14 protein-coding genes are annotated in these 15096 nt (G+C 71.5%); 8 read left to right on the forward strand and 6 right to left on the reverse strand.

What is annotated here, in order from left to right; genetic code table 11:
- From ACWCSD_RS31535 to ACWCSD_RS31560, 6 genes are all read right to left on the reverse strand, one after another.
- Window positions 1-377, reverse strand: a 377-nt coding sequence (locus ACWCSD_RS31535; RefSeq protein ID WP_449920276.1) for an amino acid permease, incomplete at its 3' end; no start/stop codon positions are given.
- A gap of 25 nt (window positions 378-402) precedes the next feature.
- The gene (gene arcC, locus ACWCSD_RS31540) at window positions 403-1338 is read right to left on the reverse strand and encodes a carbamate kinase (protein ID WP_352353193.1); all 936 of its coding nucleotides are present in this window, start codon (window positions 1336-1338) and stop codon (window positions 403-405) included.
- Window positions 1339-2343 carry an ornithine carbamoyltransferase gene (argF, locus tag ACWCSD_RS31545; protein WP_449920279.1) on the reverse strand — a complete coding sequence of 335 codons (1005 nt, stop codon included), beginning with the start codon at window positions 2341-2343 and terminating at the stop codon, window positions 1339-1341.
- A 44-nt stretch (window positions 2344-2387) separates the two neighbouring features.
- Entirely contained in the window at window positions 2388-3632 is a 1245-nt protein-coding gene (locus tag ACWCSD_RS31550; RefSeq protein ID WP_364331550.1) for an arginine deiminase, read from the reverse strand.
- Window positions 3629-5044 carry an amino acid permease gene (locus tag ACWCSD_RS31555; protein WP_449920283.1) on the reverse strand — a complete coding sequence of 472 codons (1416 nt, stop codon included), beginning with the start codon at window positions 5042-5044 and terminating at the stop codon, window positions 3629-3631. Before ACWCSD_RS31555 ends, ACWCSD_RS31550 begins: the two co-directional genes overlap by 4 nt.
- Before the next feature lie 105 nt (window positions 5045-5149).
- Window positions 5150-5365, reverse strand: a complete 216-nt coding sequence (locus ACWCSD_RS31560; protein ID WP_387666315.1) for a DUF3040 domain-containing protein — start codon at window positions 5363-5365, stop codon at window positions 5150-5152.
- 226 nt (window positions 5366-5591) lie between these two features.
- Here ACWCSD_RS31560 and pyrR point away from each other — a divergent pair, with 226 nt between their 5' ends.
- The 8 genes from pyrR to pyrF form a co-directional block, all read left to right on the forward strand.
- Window positions 5592-6137 carry a bifunctional pyr operon transcriptional regulator/uracil phosphoribosyltransferase PyrR gene (pyrR, locus tag ACWCSD_RS31565; RefSeq protein WP_352322601.1) on the forward strand — a complete coding sequence of 182 codons (546 nt, stop codon included), beginning with the start codon at window positions 5592-5594 and terminating at the stop codon, window positions 6135-6137.
- Complete coding sequence (locus ACWCSD_RS31570; protein WP_352353188.1) at window positions 6134-7051, forward strand: aspartate carbamoyltransferase catalytic subunit; 918 nt, start codon at window positions 6134-6136, stop codon at window positions 7049-7051. Before pyrR ends, ACWCSD_RS31570 begins: the two co-directional genes overlap by 4 nt.
- A complete protein-coding gene (locus ACWCSD_RS31575) occupies window positions 7048-8343 on the forward strand; it encodes a dihydroorotase (protein ID WP_397162180.1) in 1296 nt (431 codons plus the stop codon). Before ACWCSD_RS31570 ends, ACWCSD_RS31575 begins: the two co-directional genes overlap by 4 nt.
- Complete coding sequence (gene carA, locus ACWCSD_RS31580) at window positions 8340-9446, forward strand: glutamine-hydrolyzing carbamoyl-phosphate synthase small subunit (protein ID WP_449920290.1); 1107 nt, start codon at window positions 8340-8342, stop codon at window positions 9444-9446. Before ACWCSD_RS31575 ends, carA begins: the two co-directional genes overlap by 4 nt.
- Window positions 9433-12720 carry a carbamoyl-phosphate synthase large subunit gene (carB, locus tag ACWCSD_RS31585; RefSeq protein ID WP_352322597.1) on the forward strand — a complete coding sequence of 1096 codons (3288 nt, stop codon included), beginning with the start codon at window positions 9433-9435 and terminating at the stop codon, window positions 12718-12720. Before carA ends, carB begins: the two co-directional genes overlap by 14 nt.
- A gap of 37 nt (window positions 12721-12757) precedes the next feature.
- The gene (locus ACWCSD_RS31590) at window positions 12758-13609 is read left to right on the forward strand and encodes a dihydroorotate dehydrogenase electron transfer subunit (RefSeq protein WP_397162178.1); all 852 of its coding nucleotides are present in this window, start codon (window positions 12758-12760) and stop codon (window positions 13607-13609) included.
- Complete coding sequence (locus ACWCSD_RS31595) at window positions 13599-14576, forward strand: dihydroorotate dehydrogenase (protein ID WP_352353184.1); 978 nt, start codon at window positions 13599-13601, stop codon at window positions 14574-14576. The genes ACWCSD_RS31590 and ACWCSD_RS31595 overlap by 11 nt, the downstream gene beginning before the upstream one ends.
- The coding region (gene pyrF / locus ACWCSD_RS31600; protein ID WP_449920294.1) for an orotidine-5'-phosphate decarboxylase at window positions 14573-15096 on the forward strand (524 nt) is incomplete at its 3' end. The genes ACWCSD_RS31595 and pyrF, both read left to right, overlap by 4 nt.

Raw genomic sequence — 15096 nt, forward strand, 5'->3', positions numbered from 1 at the left:
GCCGCGACGGACACCGCGTACTCCAGCATGAGGCACCAGCCGCACACCCAGGCCACCAGCTCGCCCAGCGTCGCGTACGCGTAGGAGTAGGACGACCCGGACACCGGGATCGTCCCGGCCAGCTCGGCGTACGACAGGGCCGAGAACAACGCCGTGACGGCCGCCAGCACGAACGCCAGCACCACCGCCGGCCCCGCCTTGGGCACCGCCTGGCCGAGGATGACGAAGATGCCGGTGCCCAGCGTGGCGCCCACGCTGAACAGCGTCAGCTGCCACAACGTCATCGTGCGCCGCAGCTCGCCGCCCTCGCCCTGCCCGCCCTCGGCCACGATGCGCTCGGTCGGCTTGGTGCGCAGCAGCCGTGCGGCCAGTGTCACGTCGGTCTCCTAGCGGGTCGGTCTCCTAGAGGGTGCTGGTCAACGGCCACATCCCGTTGGGCGTGACAATCGTGCCCGCGGAACCGGCGAGTATGTCCTTCGCCTCGTCCAGCCTGCCGATGGCGGCCATGTCACCGGTCGTCTCGACGAAGCGGCACACCGCCTCGACCTTGGGTCCCATCGATCCGGCCGGGAAGCGCAGGCCGCGCAGCTCGTGCGGGGTGGTGCAGGCGATCTCGCTCTGGCCGGGGGCGCCGAAGTCGCGGTACACCCGCGGGACGTCGGTCAGGATGAGGAAGGCGTCGCACTCCAGCGCCTCGGCCAGCATCGAGGCGGTCAGGTCCTTGTCGATGACGGCCTCGACGCCCGCCAGCCGGCCGCGCGCGTCCCGCACCACCGGGATGCCGCCGCCGCCCGCGCAGACCACCACGACGCCCTCGCGGACCATCTTGCGGATCAGCCGGGTCTCCACGATGCGCTGCGGCGTGGGGGAGGGGACGACGCGCCGCCAGTGGTCGCCGTCGGGCTTGACCGTCCAGCCGTACTCGGCGGCCAGCTTGCGGGCCTCGTCCTCCTCGTAGATCTGGCCGACGAACTTGGTGGGGTCGTCGAAGGCCGGGTCGACGGCGCTGACCAGGGTCTGGGTGACCATGGCGAGCACCTGCCGGCCGGGCAGGGCGTTCTGCAGCGCCTGTTGCATCCAGTAGCCGAGCATGCCCTGCGTCTGCGCGCCGAGCGTGTCGAAGGGGTAGGGCCGGCTCAGGTTCGGGTCCGCGGCGCTCTCCAGCGCCAGCATGCCGACCTGGGGGCCGTTCCCGTGGGTGATGACCAGCTCGTGCTCGCCGGCCAGCTGTGCCAGCGTCCTGACGGCGGTGGCGATGTTGTCCCTCTGCACGTCGGCGTCCGGCTTCTGGCCGCGCTTGAGCACCGCGTTGCCGCCGAGTGCGACGATGACCCGCATTCAGTCCCCCAGGGTTGCGACCATGATCGCTTTGATGGTGTGCAGCCGGTTCTCGGCCTCGTCGAAGACGATGGAGCGCGGCGACTCGAAGACCTCGTCGGTCACCTCCAGGGCCTCCAGGCCGGTCCTGGCGTGGATGTCGGCGCCGACGCCGGTCTCCCGGTTGTGGAAGGCGGGCAGGCAGTGCATGAACTTCACGTCCGGATTGCCGGTGGCCCGGACGACGTCGTCGTTCACCTGGTACGGCAGCAGCAGCTCGATCCGCTCGTCCCACACCTCCTTCGGCTCGCCCATCGAGACCCACACGTCGGTGTAGAGGAAGTCGGCGCCCCTGACGCCCTCGGCCACGTCCTCGGTGATGGTGATCCGGGCGCCGGTGGACCTGGCCAGCTCCTCGGCGGGCCGCACCGCGAGGTCCCGGTCGGGCCGCAGCGCCGCCGGGGTGACCAGCCGGATGTCCAGGCCGAGCAGCGCGCCGGTGACCAGCAGCGAGTGGCCGGTGTTGTTGCGCGCGTCCCCCAGGTAGGCCAGGGACACCTCGCGCAGCGGCTTGTCGCTGTGCTCCTGGACGGTGAGCATGTCGGCCAGCATCTGCGTGGGGTGCCACTCGTCGGTCAGGCCGTTCCACACCGGCACGCCGGACAGCGCCGCCAGGTCCTCGACGTAGGACTGCTTGCTGCCCCGGTACTCGATGCCGTCGAACATGCGGCCCAGCACCCGAGCGGTGTCCCTGACCGACTCCTTGTGCCCGATGTGCGAGCCGGCCGGGTCGAGGTAGGTGACGTGCGCCCCCTGGTCGTGGGCGGCCACCTCGAACGCGCAGCGGGTGCGGGTGGAGGTCTTCTCGAAGATGAGCGCGATGTTCTTGCCCTTGAGCCGCTGCCGTTCGATCCCGGCGTACTTGGCGGCCTTCAGCTCCGCCGACAGGTGCAGCAGGAAGCCGAACTCCTCCGGCGTGAAGTCCAGTTCCTTGAGGAAACTGCGGTTGCGCAGGTTGAACGCCATGTCGCCCCTTCCCTGTGACCGTCCGGGTGCCGGCCGGACGTCCGCTAGATGCCGTCGCGCTCCAGCGGGCAGCTCATGCACCGCGGGCCGCCGCGCCCTCTGCCGAGCTCGCTGCCCCGGATGGTGATGACCTCGATGCCGTTGTCGCGCAGGTGGTTGTTCGTGGTGGTGTTGCGCTCGTAGGCGATGACGACGCCGGGCTCGACGGCCAGGCCGTTGCAGCCGTCGTCCCACTGCTCGCGTTCGGCGGCGTACACGTCCTGGTGGGGGGTCAGGACGGTGATGTCGTCCATGTCGAGGGCGCGGGCGATGGCCTTGTGCATGTCCTGGGGCGGGTGGTCGGTGACCCGCAGCTCCTTGGAGGTCTCGCCCGGCTCGATGGTGTACGTCGGCAACATCCCGAGCCCGGCGTACTTGGTGAACACCCCGACGTCCAGCATGGTCATGACCGTGTCGAGATGCATGAACGCGCGCGCCTTCGGCATGTCCAGCGCCACGATCCGGGTCGCGGACCCGGCCGCGAACAGCCGCTGGGCCAGCATCTCGACCGCCTGCGGCTGGGTGCGCTCGCTCATCCCGACCAGCACCGCGCCGCGCCCGATGACCAGCACGTCGCCGCCCTCCAGGGTCGCCGGGGCCATCGCGTGGCCGGGCAGCCAGCAGTGGAAGCCGCCCTCGTAGGGCCGGTCGAAGCCGGCGGCGAACATCGGGTGGAACCGGTAGACGGCCTCCAGGTTGACCGTCTCGCGCATGCGGGCCTTCTTGCGCATCGCGTTGATCGACACGCCGTCGTAGATCCAGCAGGAGGTGTCGCGGGTGAACAGGTGGTTGGGCAGCGGCGGCAGGACGAAGTCGTCGTCGGCGGTGGTGTGGAAGGCCACCGACTTGGGGTCGCAGCCCATCGCGACCAGCTCGCGCTTGGTGATGCCGCCGGTCAGGTGCATCTGCAGGGTGCCGGCGTCCATGCCGTCGAGGGTGTTGCGGATGTCGTCGATGGCGGTCGGGCCGAGCCAGCGTTCGTCGATGACCGCGTCCAGGATGTGCTTGCGGGCCTCGGGGATGTCGACCACGTCGCGCAGGAGGTCGGCCAGCATGTGGACGACGATGCCGCGCCCGCGCAGCACCCGCTCGAACTCCTCGTGCTCCTCCACCGCGCGCTGCACCCACAGCACGTCGTCGAACAGGAAGGCGTCCTTGTTGCTGGGGGTCAGCCGCTTGAGGGCCAGCTCCGGCTTGTGCAGCAGGACCTGGCGCAGTCGGCCGACCTCTGAATCGACATGAAAGGTCATTTTTCAGATATCCCCTCAGCGCGCCGGACATCACGCGGGCCGTACTCGCCGTGCCTGGCCTTCAGCCAGATGTAGACGGGCACGCCGACCAACAACATCAGCGTCCCGCCGAGCACGGCGGGGGGCCCCGAGCCGTACGCCATCCAGAACGAGAACAGCAGCGCGAGCACCGCGACGGCCAGGTCGCGGGCCAGCCGCCCGCGCTCGATCCGCCGCTCCCGGGTGACCAGCCAGAACAGTTGCGCGGCGGCCGAGAAGAAGTAGGGGATGACCGTGGTGAAGGAGGCCAGCAGCACGATCGTGTCGAAGGCGTTGGCGGAGGCGTAGCCCACCAGCAGCATGAGCGAGGTCAGGACGGTCCCGGCCAGGATGCCCGTCAGGGGCGCGCCGCGCCGGGAGACCACGGAGAAGGCGGGCGGGAACAGGCCGTCCTTGGCGGCGGCCAGCGGCATCTCGGCGACCAGCAGGGTCCACCCGTTGAGCGCGCCGATGCCGGAGACGACGGCGCAGGCCGCCATGAGCAGCCCGCCGCCGGTGCCGCCGAACATGTGGTCCAGCGCCGCGGCGAAGGGCGCGGTGGACCCGACGAGCTCCTCCTGCGGCACGGTGCCCATCACGGCGACCGTGCTCAGGATGTACATGACGGCGCAGGCCAGCACGCCGATGACGCTGGCCCGGCCGATGGTGCGGACCGGGTCCTTGACCCGGTCGGCCGCGATGGCGGCGCTCTCCACGCCCGAGTAGATGAACAGCGTGACCGCTCCCGCCAGGGAGACGGCCGAGACCCAGCCGCCGCCGCTGGCGTTGAACGCCGGGTAGTTGTCCTGGTGCACGAAGAACAGGCCCACGATCGCCACGAACAGCAGCGGGGTGAACTTCAGGACCGTGGTGACCACCTGGAAGGCGGCCGCGTTGCGCACGCCGGCCAGGTTGACCACGGCCGGGATCCACAGCCCGGTCAGGCCGATGAGGATCGCGCTGAGCGTGCTGCCCCAGTTGAGCCCGAACAGCCCGTGGGCCAGGTACTGGACGTAGCCCACCCAGGCCACGGCGATGGCCGCGTTGCCGATCCACGCGGTCAGCCAGAACGACCAGGCGATCCAGAACCCGGCGAACTCCCCGAACGCCTCGCGCGCGTAGGCGTAGGGGCCGCCCGCCGCCGGGATGCGCCCGCCCAGGCGGCCGAAGACGATCGCCATGGCGATGGCGCCCGCGGTGACCAGGACCATGGAGACCAGGCTCACCGTGCCGAACGCGGCCAGCGAGGCGGGCAGCAGGAAGATGCCGGTGCCCACGACGTTCCCCATGACCAGCGCGACGGCCGCGCCGAGGCCGAGGCCGCCGGCGGCCGCCGGGCGCCTCCCGCGGGCCGCCGTGGTCACGCCGTCGGAGGGCGGACGTGGTTCCCCCATGCGTGCCCCCCGCGCGAGTCCCCAGGAAGAGCCGCCGCCGAGCGCGTACGGCCCTCGGGGACGTGCCCTACGCGAAGGACGCCGACACGGGAGGTTGCGGGGGTTTTACCTGATCACGGCGTGCGGCAGGGGGTCGGGTGAACCCGTCACCAGCAGCACGACGGCGAACACCGCCAGGCACAGCGCCATCAGCGCCAGCGGCCAGGCCAGCGACGCCGGAGCGCCGTGCCGGGACATGGCCGCGAACAGCTCGGGGTCCTCGTCCCTGACCTGCCGGGCGATGGCCTTGAGCACCGACTGCTCGCGTGCCGACAGCGCCATGTGAAACCTCCCCCGAGAAGACTTAGAGCAGGTTTTATACCTGTATGTCGGTAATTGCCAAATTCGCCGGGCCGGCCGGGGTGAACGGCCGGCCGGGACGCCCGCCACACCCGGACGGCAGGGCGGGGCGCTCACGTTGTACCAGGTAGCCCCTGGTACTGTGTGTCCCGACCAACACCCTTTTAAGACCCGTCCCGTGAGGCGGGAAAGGTGGTGAGATCCCTCCATGTCCGATTCCAGGGCCGTGCTCGAAGGCCCGGACATCCACCGGGCGCTGACCCGAATCGCGCACGAGATCCTCGAACGCACCAAGGGCGCCGGTGACGTAGTCCTCCTCGGCATCCCGACCCGCGGCGCCACGCTCGCCCGCCGGCTCGGCGACCGCGTCGAGCAGTTCGAAGGGCTCAAGATCCCCGTCGGCTCGATCGACATCACCATGTACCGCGACGACCTGCGCCGCGGCCCCGTCCGCCCGCTCGGGCGCACCGAGCTGCCGCCCGACGGCATCGACGGCAAGGTGGTCGTCCTCGTCGACGACGTGCTCTACTCCGGCCGCACCGTCCGCGCCGCGCTCGACGCGCTCAACGACCTCGGCCGCCCGACCGCCGTGCAGCTCGCCACGCTGGTCGACCGCGGCCATCGCGAGCTGCCCATCCGGGCCGACTACGTGGGCAAGAACCTGCCCACCGCCAAGAGCGAGAAGGTCAAGGTCTACCTCTCCGAGATCGACGGCCGCGACGCCGTCCTGCTCATGAAGGAGGACGACAGGTGAACCGGCACCTCATCTCGGCGGGCGACCTGACCAAGGACGACGCGCTGCTCATCCTCGACACCGCCGAGGAGCTGGCCAGGGTCTCGGAACGATCCATCAAGAAGCTGCCCACGCTGCGCGGCCGCACGGTGGTCAACCTGTTCTTCGAGGACTCCACCCGCACCAGGATCTCCTTCGAGGCGGCGGCCAAGCGGCTCTCGGCCGACGTCATCAACTTCTCGGCCAAGGGGTCGAGCGTCTCCAAGGGCGAGTCGCTCAAGGACACCGCGCTCACCCTGGAGGCCATGGGCGCCGACGCCGTCGTCATCCGCCACGGCTCCTCCGGCGCGCCGCACCGGCTGGCCGGCTGGGTGCGCGGCAGCGTCGTCAACGCCGGCGACGGCACCCACGAGCACCCCACGCAGGCGCTGCTCGACGCCTTCTCGATGCGCCGCCGCCTCGGTGGGCTCGACGGCCGCCGGGTCACCATCGTCGGCGACGTGCTGCACAGCCGGGTCGCCCGCTCCAACGTGCTGCTGCTCAACACGCTCGGGGCCGAGGTCACCCTCGTCGCGCCGCCCACGCTGCTGCCCGTCTCGGTCGGCACCTGGCCGTGCGAGGTGTCCTACGACTTCGACGCCGTGCTGCCCAAGTCCGACGCGGTCATGATGCTGCGGGTGCAGAAGGAGCGGATGAACGCCGCCTACTTCCCCAGCGAGCGCGAGTACTCCCGCCGCTACGGCCTCGACCGCGACCGCTTCGCCAAGATGCCGGACGAGGCCATCGTCATGCACCCCGGGCCGATGAACCGGGGCATGGAGATCGCCGCCGAGGTGGCCGACTCACCGCGCTCCACCATCGTGGAGCAGGTCGCCAACGGCGTGACCATCCGCATGGCCGTCCTGTACCTGCTGCTCGGGGGAGAGATCCAGTGATCATCAAGAATGTCAGGATCCTCGGCGGCGAGCCGGTGGACCTGCGGATCGCCGACGGGCGCATCGCCGAGATCGGCGCCGGCCTCGACGCCGGCCCCGGCGGCGAGACCGTCGACGGCGGCGGCGCGATCGCGCTGCCCGGCCTGGTCGACCTGCACACCCACCTGCGCGAGCCCGGCCGCGAGGACGCCGAGACCGTCCAGACCGGCACCCAGTCCGCGGCCCGCGGCGGCTACACCGCCGTGCACGCCATGGCCAACACCTCGCCCGTCGCCGACACCGCCGGCGTGGTCGAGCAGGTGTGGCGGCTCGGCCACGAGTTCGGCCACTGCGACGTGCAGCCGGTCGGCGCGGTGACCGTCGGCCTGGAGGGCAGGCAGCTCGCCGAGCTCGGCGCGATGGCCGACTCGGCGGCCCGGGTCCGGGTCTTCTCCGACGACGGCAAGTGCGTCAGCGACGCCGTGCTGATGCGCCGCGCCCTGGAGTACGTCAAGGCGTTCGACGGCGTCGTCGCCCAGCACGCCCAGGAGCCCAGGCTCACCGAGGGCGCCCAGATGAACGAGGGCGTCGTCTCCGGCAGGCTCGGCCTGACCGGCTGGCCGGCCGTGGCCGAGGAGGCGGTCATCGCCCGCGACTGCCTGCTGGCCGCGCACGTCGGCTCCCGCCTGCACGTCTGCCACGTCTCCACCGCCGGCTCGGTCGAGATCATCCGCTGGGCCAAGTCCAAGGGCTGGAACATCACCGCCGAGGTCACCCCTCACCACCTGCTCCTCACCGACGACCTCGTCGAGGAGTCCCCGGTCGGCGCCTACAACCCGATCTACAAGGTCAACCCGCCGCTGCGCACGCACGCCGACGTCCAGGCGCTGCGCGCCGCGCTGGCCGACGGCACGATCGACGTCGTCGCCACCGACCACGCCCCGCACCCGGTCGAGGACAAGGAGACCGAGTGGCCGGCCGCGGCCATGGGCATGATCGGCCTGGAGACCGCGCTGAGCGTCGTCCAGGAGGCCATGGTCGAGACCGGGCTGCTCGACTGGGCCGGGGTCGCCGAGCGCATGTCGATCACCCCCGCCCGCATCGGCCGCCTGTCCGGCCACGGCCGTCCGCTGGAGCCGGGCGCGCCGGCCAACATCACGCTGTACGACCCGTCGGCCCGCACCGAGGTGGACCCCTCCGCCTACGCCTCCAAGAGCAGGAACACCCCGTACGAGGGGATGACGTTGCCCGGCCGGGTGGTCGCCACGTTCCTGCGCGGCACGCCGACCGTTCTCGAAGGGAAGCTGGTTTGAACACCGCGGTGCTCGTCCTGGAAGACGGCCGCGTCTTCCACGGAACTCCTTACGGCGCCGAAGGCGAGACGTTCGGCGAGATGGTCTTCAACACCGGCATGACCGGTTACCAGGAGACCCTCACCGACCCCTCCTACCACCGGCAGATCGTCGCCATGACGGCCCCGCACATCGGCAACACCGGCGTCAACGACGAAGACCCCGAGTCGGGCCGCGTCTGGGTCGCCGGGTACGTCGTGCGCGAGCCGTCCAGGATCGTCTCCAACTGGCGGGCCGACCGCTCGCTCGACGACTACCTCAAGCAGCAGGGCGTCGTCGGCATCGCCATCACCGGCACCCGCGCCCTGACCCGCCACCTGCGCGAGCGCGGCGCGATGCGGGCCGGCATCTTCTCGGCCCCCTCCGCGACGGTCGAGGAGCTCGTCGAGCGGGTGCGGCGCGCGCCCGCCATGGAGGGCGCCGACCTGGCCGCCGAGGTGGCCACGGCCGAGCCCTACGTCGTGCCCGCCGTGGGCGAGAGGCGCTTCACGGTCGCCGCCGTCGACCTCGGCATCAAGGGCATGACCCCGCACCGCATGGCCGAGCGCGGCTGCGAGGTGCACGTGCTGCCCGCCACGGCCACGTACGAGCAGATCATGGCGGTCGAGCCCGACGGCGTGTTCTTCTCCAACGGCCCCGGCGACCCCGCCACCGCCGACGTGTCGGCGCTGCGCGGCGTCCTTGAGGCCAGGGTGCCGTTCTTCGGCATCTGCTTCGGCAACCAGCTGTTCGGCCGGGCGCTCGGGCTGTCCACGTACAAGCTGCGCTACGGCCACCGCGGCGTCAACCAGCCGGTCCAGGACGTGCGCACCGGCAAGGTCGAGATCTCGGCCCACAACCACGGGTTCGCCGTCGAGGCGCCGATCGGCGAGCCGTTCGAGACGCCCTACGGCCCGGCCGAGGTCAGCCACGTCAACCTCAACGACCGGTGCGTGGAGGGCCTGCGCCTGCTCGACGGGCGCGCCTTCAGCGTCCAGTACCACCCCGAGGCCGCCGCGGGGCCGCACGACGCCGCTTATCTCTTCGACGAGTTCTGTGAGGTCATGAGCCGTGCCCAAGCGTGAGGACATCCGGTCGGTCCTGGTGATCGGCTCCGGCCCGATCGTGATCGGCCAGGCGTGCGAGTTCGACTACTCGGGCACGCAGGCCTGCCGCGTGCTGCGGGCCGAGGGCTTCCGCGTCATCCTGGTCAACAGCAACCCGGCCACGATCATGACGGACCCCGAGTTCGCCGACGCCACGTACGTCGAGCCGATCACCCCCGAGTACGTCGAGAAGATCATCGCCAAGGAGCGCCCCGACGCGCTGCTGCCCACCCTGGGCGGCCAGACCGCGCTGAACACCGCGGTCGCGCTGCACGAGTCGGGCGTGCTGGAGAAGTACGAGGTCGAGCTGATCGGCGCCGACTTCGACGCGATCCAGGCGGGCGAGAACCGCGAGAAGTTCAAGGAGATCGTCGCCAAGGTCGCCCGCGAGCACGGGCTGAACGCCGAGTCCGCCAAGTCGGTCATCTGCCACACCATGGAGGACTGCCTGGCCGCCGCCGGCGAGCTGGGCTACCCGCTGGTCGTACGGCCCAGCTTCACCATGGGCGGCGTCGGCTCCGGCTTCGCCTACGGCGAGGACGACCTGCGCCGCATCGCCGGCGCCGGCCTCGACGCCTCGCCGACCACCGAGGTGCTCCTGGAGGAGTCCATCCTCGGCTGGAAGGAGTACGAGCTGGAGGTCATGCGCGACAAGGCGGACAACGTCGTCATCGTGTGCTCCATCGAGAACATCGACCCGATGGGCGTGCACACCGGCGACAGCGTCACCGTCGCGCCCGCGCTGACCCTGACCGACCGCGAGTACCAGAACATGCGCGACGTGGCCATCGCGGTCATCCGCGAGGTCGGCGTGGACACCGGCGGCTGCAACATCCAGTTCGCCGTCGACCCGCGCACCGGGCGCATGATCGTCATCGAGATGAACCCGCGCGTCTCCCGCTCCAGCGCCCTGGCCTCCAAGGCCACCGGCTTCCCGATCGCCAAGATCGCCGCCAAGCTGGCCATCGGCTACACCCTCGACGAGATCCCCAACGACATCACCAAGGAGACCCCGGCCTCCTTCGAGCCGACCCTCGACTACATCGTGGTCAAGGTGCCGCGCTTCGCCTTCGAGAAGTTCCGCGGGGCCGACCGCACGCTGACCACGCACATGAAGTCCGTCGGCGAGGCCATGGCCATCGGCCGCTCCTTCACCGAGGCGCTGCAGAAGGCGCTGCGCTCGCTGGAGAAGAAGGACTCCGCCTTCACCTGGGCGGGACCCGTCCAGGACAAGGACGAGCTGCTGGCGGCCTGCCGCACCCCGCACGACGGGCGGCTGCGCACGATGCAGCAGGCCGTGCGCGCGGGCGCGACCGCGGCCGAGCTGTTCGAGGCCACCAGCGTCGACCCCTGGTTCCTCGACCAGCTCCTCCTGCTGGAGGAGGAGGCCCAGGAGATCGCCGCCGCGCCCGAGCTCACCGCCGCCGCGCTGACCCGCGCCAAGCACCACGGCTTCTCCGACGCGCAGATCGCCGAGATCCGCGGCGTGGAGGAGGCCCACGTGCGCGGCCTGCGCCACGCGCTCGGCGTGCGGCCGGTCTACAACACCGTCGACACCTGCGCCGCCGAGTTCGCCGCCAGGACGCCGTACCTGTACTCCACCTACGACGAGGAGACCGAGGTCCCCTCCGGCGAGCGGGAGAAGGTCATCATCCTCGGCTCCGGGCCCAACCGCATCGGGCAGGGCATCGAGTTCGACTACGCGTGCGTGCACGCCTCCTTCGAGCTGTCGCGGGCCGGGTTCGAGACCGTCATGGTCAACTGCAACCCCGAGACCGTCTCGACCGACTACGACACCTCCGACCGGCTCTACTTCGAGCCGCTCACGCTGGAGGACGTCCTGGAGGTCGTGCACGCCGAGCAGCAGACCGGCCCGGTCGTGGGCGTGATCGTGCAGCTCGGCGGCCAGACGCCGCTCGGCCTGGCGCAGGCGCTCAAGGACGCGGGCGTGCCCGTGGTCGGCACCTCGCCCGAGTCGATCCACCTGGCCGAGGAGCGCGGCGCGTTCGGGCGGGTGCTGGCCGAGGCCGGGCTGCCCGCGCCCAAGCACGGCACCGCGCTGACGGTGCCCGAGGCGCTGGAGATCGCCGGGGAGATCGGCTACCCGGTGCTCGTGCGGCCCTCGTACGTGCTCGGCGGGGCCGGCATGGCCATCGTCTACGACGACGAGACGCTGACGACGTACATGGCGGCCCAGGAGGGCGGCCACCCGGTCCTGGTGGACAAGTTCCTCGACGAGGCCATCGAGATCGACGTCGACGCGCTCTACGACGGCCAGGAGCTGTTCCTCGGCGGCGTCATGGAGCACATCGAGGAGGCCGGCATCCACTCCGGCGACTCGGCCTGCGCCCTGCCGCCGCTCACGCTGGGCAGCCACGACGTCAAGCGCATCCGCGCCGCCACCGAGGCCATCGCCGCCGGGGTGGGCGTGCGCGGGCTCCTGAACGTCCAGTACGCCATGTCGGCGGGCGTCCTGTACGTCCTGGAGGCCAACCCGCGGGCCAGCCGTACCGTGCCGTTCGTGTCCAAGGCGACGGCCACGCCGCTGGCCAAGGCGGCGGCCCGGGTGATGCTCGGCTCCTCGATCGCCTCGCTGCGCGCGGAGGGCATGCTGCCGGCCACCGGCGACGGCGGCACGCTGCCGCTGGAGGCGTCCATCGCGGTCAAGGAGGCCGTGCTGCCCTTCAACCGCTTCCGAGGCGTCGACACCGTGCTCGGGCCCGAGATGCGCTCCACGGGCGAGGTCATGGGCATCGACGCGTTCTTCGGCGTGGCGTTCGCCAAGTCCCAGGCCGGGGCCTACGGCGAACTTCCGACCAAGGGACGCGCGTTCGTGTCCGTGGCCAACAGGGACAAGCGTGCGATGATCTTCCCTGTGAAGGCACTGGCCGACCTCGGCTTCGAGATCCTCGCCACCGAGGGCACGGCCGAGGTGCTGCGCCGCAACGGTGTCCATGCCAAGATCGTGCGAAAGCACAGCGAGGGGACCGGGCCCGGAGGTGAGCCTACGAGCGTGCAGGCGATTCTCGACGGCGAGGTGGACCTGATCGTCAACACGCCGTTCGGCAGCCCCGGTCAGTCCGGGCCGCGCCTGGACGGCTACGAGATCCGCACCGCGGCGGTGCTGCGCGGCATCCCGTGCATCACCACCGTCGCGGGGCTGGCCGCGGCGGCGGCCGGGATCCAGGCGATCGTCCGCGGCGACGTCGGCGTGCGGTCACTCCAGGAGCACGCACAGGCACTACGCGGCTGACCCGCGCGGGAGGTGAAGACGACTGGCCGGCACACCTGTGCAGGTGACGGGCACGGTGCTGACGACGCGCCGGGTCGACGCCTACCATGCGCTGACGGTGGTGGCGCCCGGCATCGCCGAGCGTTACCGCCCCGGCCACTTCGTCTCCGTGGCGGTCGGCGGGGCCCACACGTCGATGGTGACGCGCCGCGCGCTGTCCATCCATGACGTCAAGTCCGACTACGGCGGCACGGTCGAGCTCGTCTTCACCGTCGCCGGGCCGGGCACGTCCTGGCTGGCCGAGCGGCGCGCCCGCGACACGCTCGACCTGGTCGGGCCGCTCGGCCGGCCCTTCCCGCTGCCGCGCGACCCGGTCAACTGCGTGCTGGTCGGCGCCGAGTACGGCTCTGCCGTGCTGTTCCCGCTGGCCGACGCGCTGCTGGCGCGCGGCTGCCGGGTCGACTTCGTGCTCGGCGGCGCCGGGGCCGACCGCGTCTTCGGCGCCATGCGGGCCCGCCGCATCGCCGAGACGACGACCCTGACCACCGAGGACGGCTCGCTCGGCCTGCGCGGCAAGGTCACCGACGCGCTGCCCTCGGTGATCGCCGACACCCGAGCCGACGCCGTCTACGCCTGCGCGCCCATGCCGGCGCTGCGGGCGGTGACGGCGGTGGCGATGGAGTTCGACATCCCCGTGCAGGTGGCCGTCGAGGAGCAGATGGCCTGCGGCATCGGGGTGTGCATGACGTGCGTCATCCCCGTCATCGGCGACGACGGCGCGACCAGGATGGTCCGCGCGTGCGCGGAGGGACCGGTGTTCCGGGGGGAGCGGGTGCGCTTCGAGGACGTGGGAACGATCCCGTTCGACGCGCTCGGCGCCCCCGGAGGCGGTGCACGACATGTCAGTTGATATGCGTACGTTTCTGGCGCACGTCGAGCTGGCGAACCCCGTCACCACGGCCGCCGGCTGCGCGGGCTCCGGACGCGAGCTCGCCCAGTTCTTCGACCTCCACCGGCTCGGCGCGCTGACCACCCGGTCCATCACCATGGCCCCCCGGGCGGGCCGGCCGACCCCGCGCATGGCCGAGACGCCCTCCGGCATGCTCAACGCCGTCGGGCTCCAGGGGCCGGGCATCGAGGCGTTCCTGGAGCGCGAGCTGCCCTGGCTGGCCCAGCGCGGCATCAAGACCATCGTCTCGATCGGCGGCGGCACCGTCGCCGAGTACTCCGAGCTGGCCCGAAGGCTCGCCGACGCGCCCGGGGTGACCGCGCTGGAGGTCAACCTTTCTTGCCCGAACATGGAGGACAGAGGGCGTGTCTTCGCGCGCGAGGGCAGCGCCGCGGCCGAGGTGATCGCCTCGGTGCGCTCCATCATGCGCTACGACGTCCCCGTGGTGGCCAAGCTCGCGCCCGACGTGGCCGACATCGTCTCGGTCGCGCGCGCCTGCGTGGACGCCGGGGCGGACGCCCTGTCCATGATCAACAACCCGCTCGGCATGGCCATCGACACCGAGGCGCTGCGCCCGTCGCTGGCCGCCGTCACCGGAGGGCTGTCGGGGCCCGCCATCCTGCCCCTGGCCGTCCGGTGCGTGTGGCAGGTGCACGCGGCCCTGCCCGGGGTGCCGCTGATCGGCATGGGCGGCGTGATGACCGGCCGGGACGCCTTCCAGCTCATCCTGGCGGGCGCCTGCCTGGTCGGGGTGGGCACCGCGCTGTTCCACGACCCCTACGCGTGCCTGCGCATCGAGCGCGAGCTGGAGGACCTGCTGCGGGCACGCGGCTTCCAACGCCTCGCCGACGCCGTCGGCCTGGCCCACCGGCCGCCGGGGAGCGCTCCCCGGCACCTTCTAGTCGACTCCGAGGAGAGCTCCCCTTGACGCCCGCACCCATCGCCGTCGCCCTCGACGCCCCCGACCTGGAGACCGCCGCCAGGTGGGCGAGCCTGGTGACGCCGCACGTCAGCACCATCAAGGTGGGCCTGGAGCTGTACCTGCGCTACGGCCCCGACGTGATCGCCTCCGTGCGCGGCGCCAGCGGCGTCCAGATCTTCCTCGACCTCAAGCTGCACGACATCCCCAACACCGTCGCGGGCGCCGCCAAGGCCGTCGCCCGCCTGCGTCCGGCCATCCTGACCGTGCACGCGGCCGGCGGGGCCGCCATGATCCGGGCCGCGGTCGAGGCCGCCCCGCAGACCAAGATCGCCGCTGTGACGATCCTCACCTCGCTGGACGAGTCCGACCTCGACCGCATGGGCCTGGCCGGACCGGCCGACGAAGCCGTGCGCCGCCTGGCCGCCCTGTCGGTCGAGGCCGGGGCCACGGCGCTGGTGTGCTCGCCCAACGAGGTCGCGGCGGTGCGGGCCGAGGTGGGGCCCGGTGCCCGCGTCCACGTGCGCGA

The sequence above is a fragment of the Nonomuraea sp. NPDC001684 genome (genome assembly GCF_053596515.1).

Excerpts from the sequence above, each read along its gene's own strand:
- arcC (WP_352353193.1), bottom strand. The coding sequence starts at position 1,338 with ATGCGGGTCATCGTCGCACTCGGCGGCAACGCGGTGCTCAAGCGCGGC.
- argF (WP_449920279.1), bottom strand. The coding sequence starts at position 2,343 with ATGGCGTTCAACCTGCGCAACCGCAGTTTCCTCAAGGAACTGGACTTC.
- ACWCSD_RS31550 (WP_364331550.1), bottom strand. The coding sequence starts at position 3,632 with ATGACCTTTCATGTCGATTCAGAGGTCGGCCGACTGCGCCAGGTCCTG.
- ACWCSD_RS31555 (WP_449920283.1), bottom strand. The coding sequence starts at position 5,044 with ATGGGGGAACCACGTCCGCCCTCCGACGGCGTGACCACGGCGGCCCGC.
- ACWCSD_RS31560 (WP_387666315.1), bottom strand. The coding sequence starts at position 5,365 with ATGGCGCTGTCGGCACGCGAGCAGTCGGTGCTCAAGGCCATCGCCCGG.
- pyrR (WP_352322601.1), top strand. The coding sequence starts at position 5,592 with ATGTCCGATTCCAGGGCCGTGCTCGAAGGCCCGGACATCCACCGGGCG.
- ACWCSD_RS31595 (WP_352353184.1), top strand. The coding sequence starts at position 13,599 with ATGTCAGTTGATATGCGTACGTTTCTGGCGCACGTCGAGCTGGCGAAC.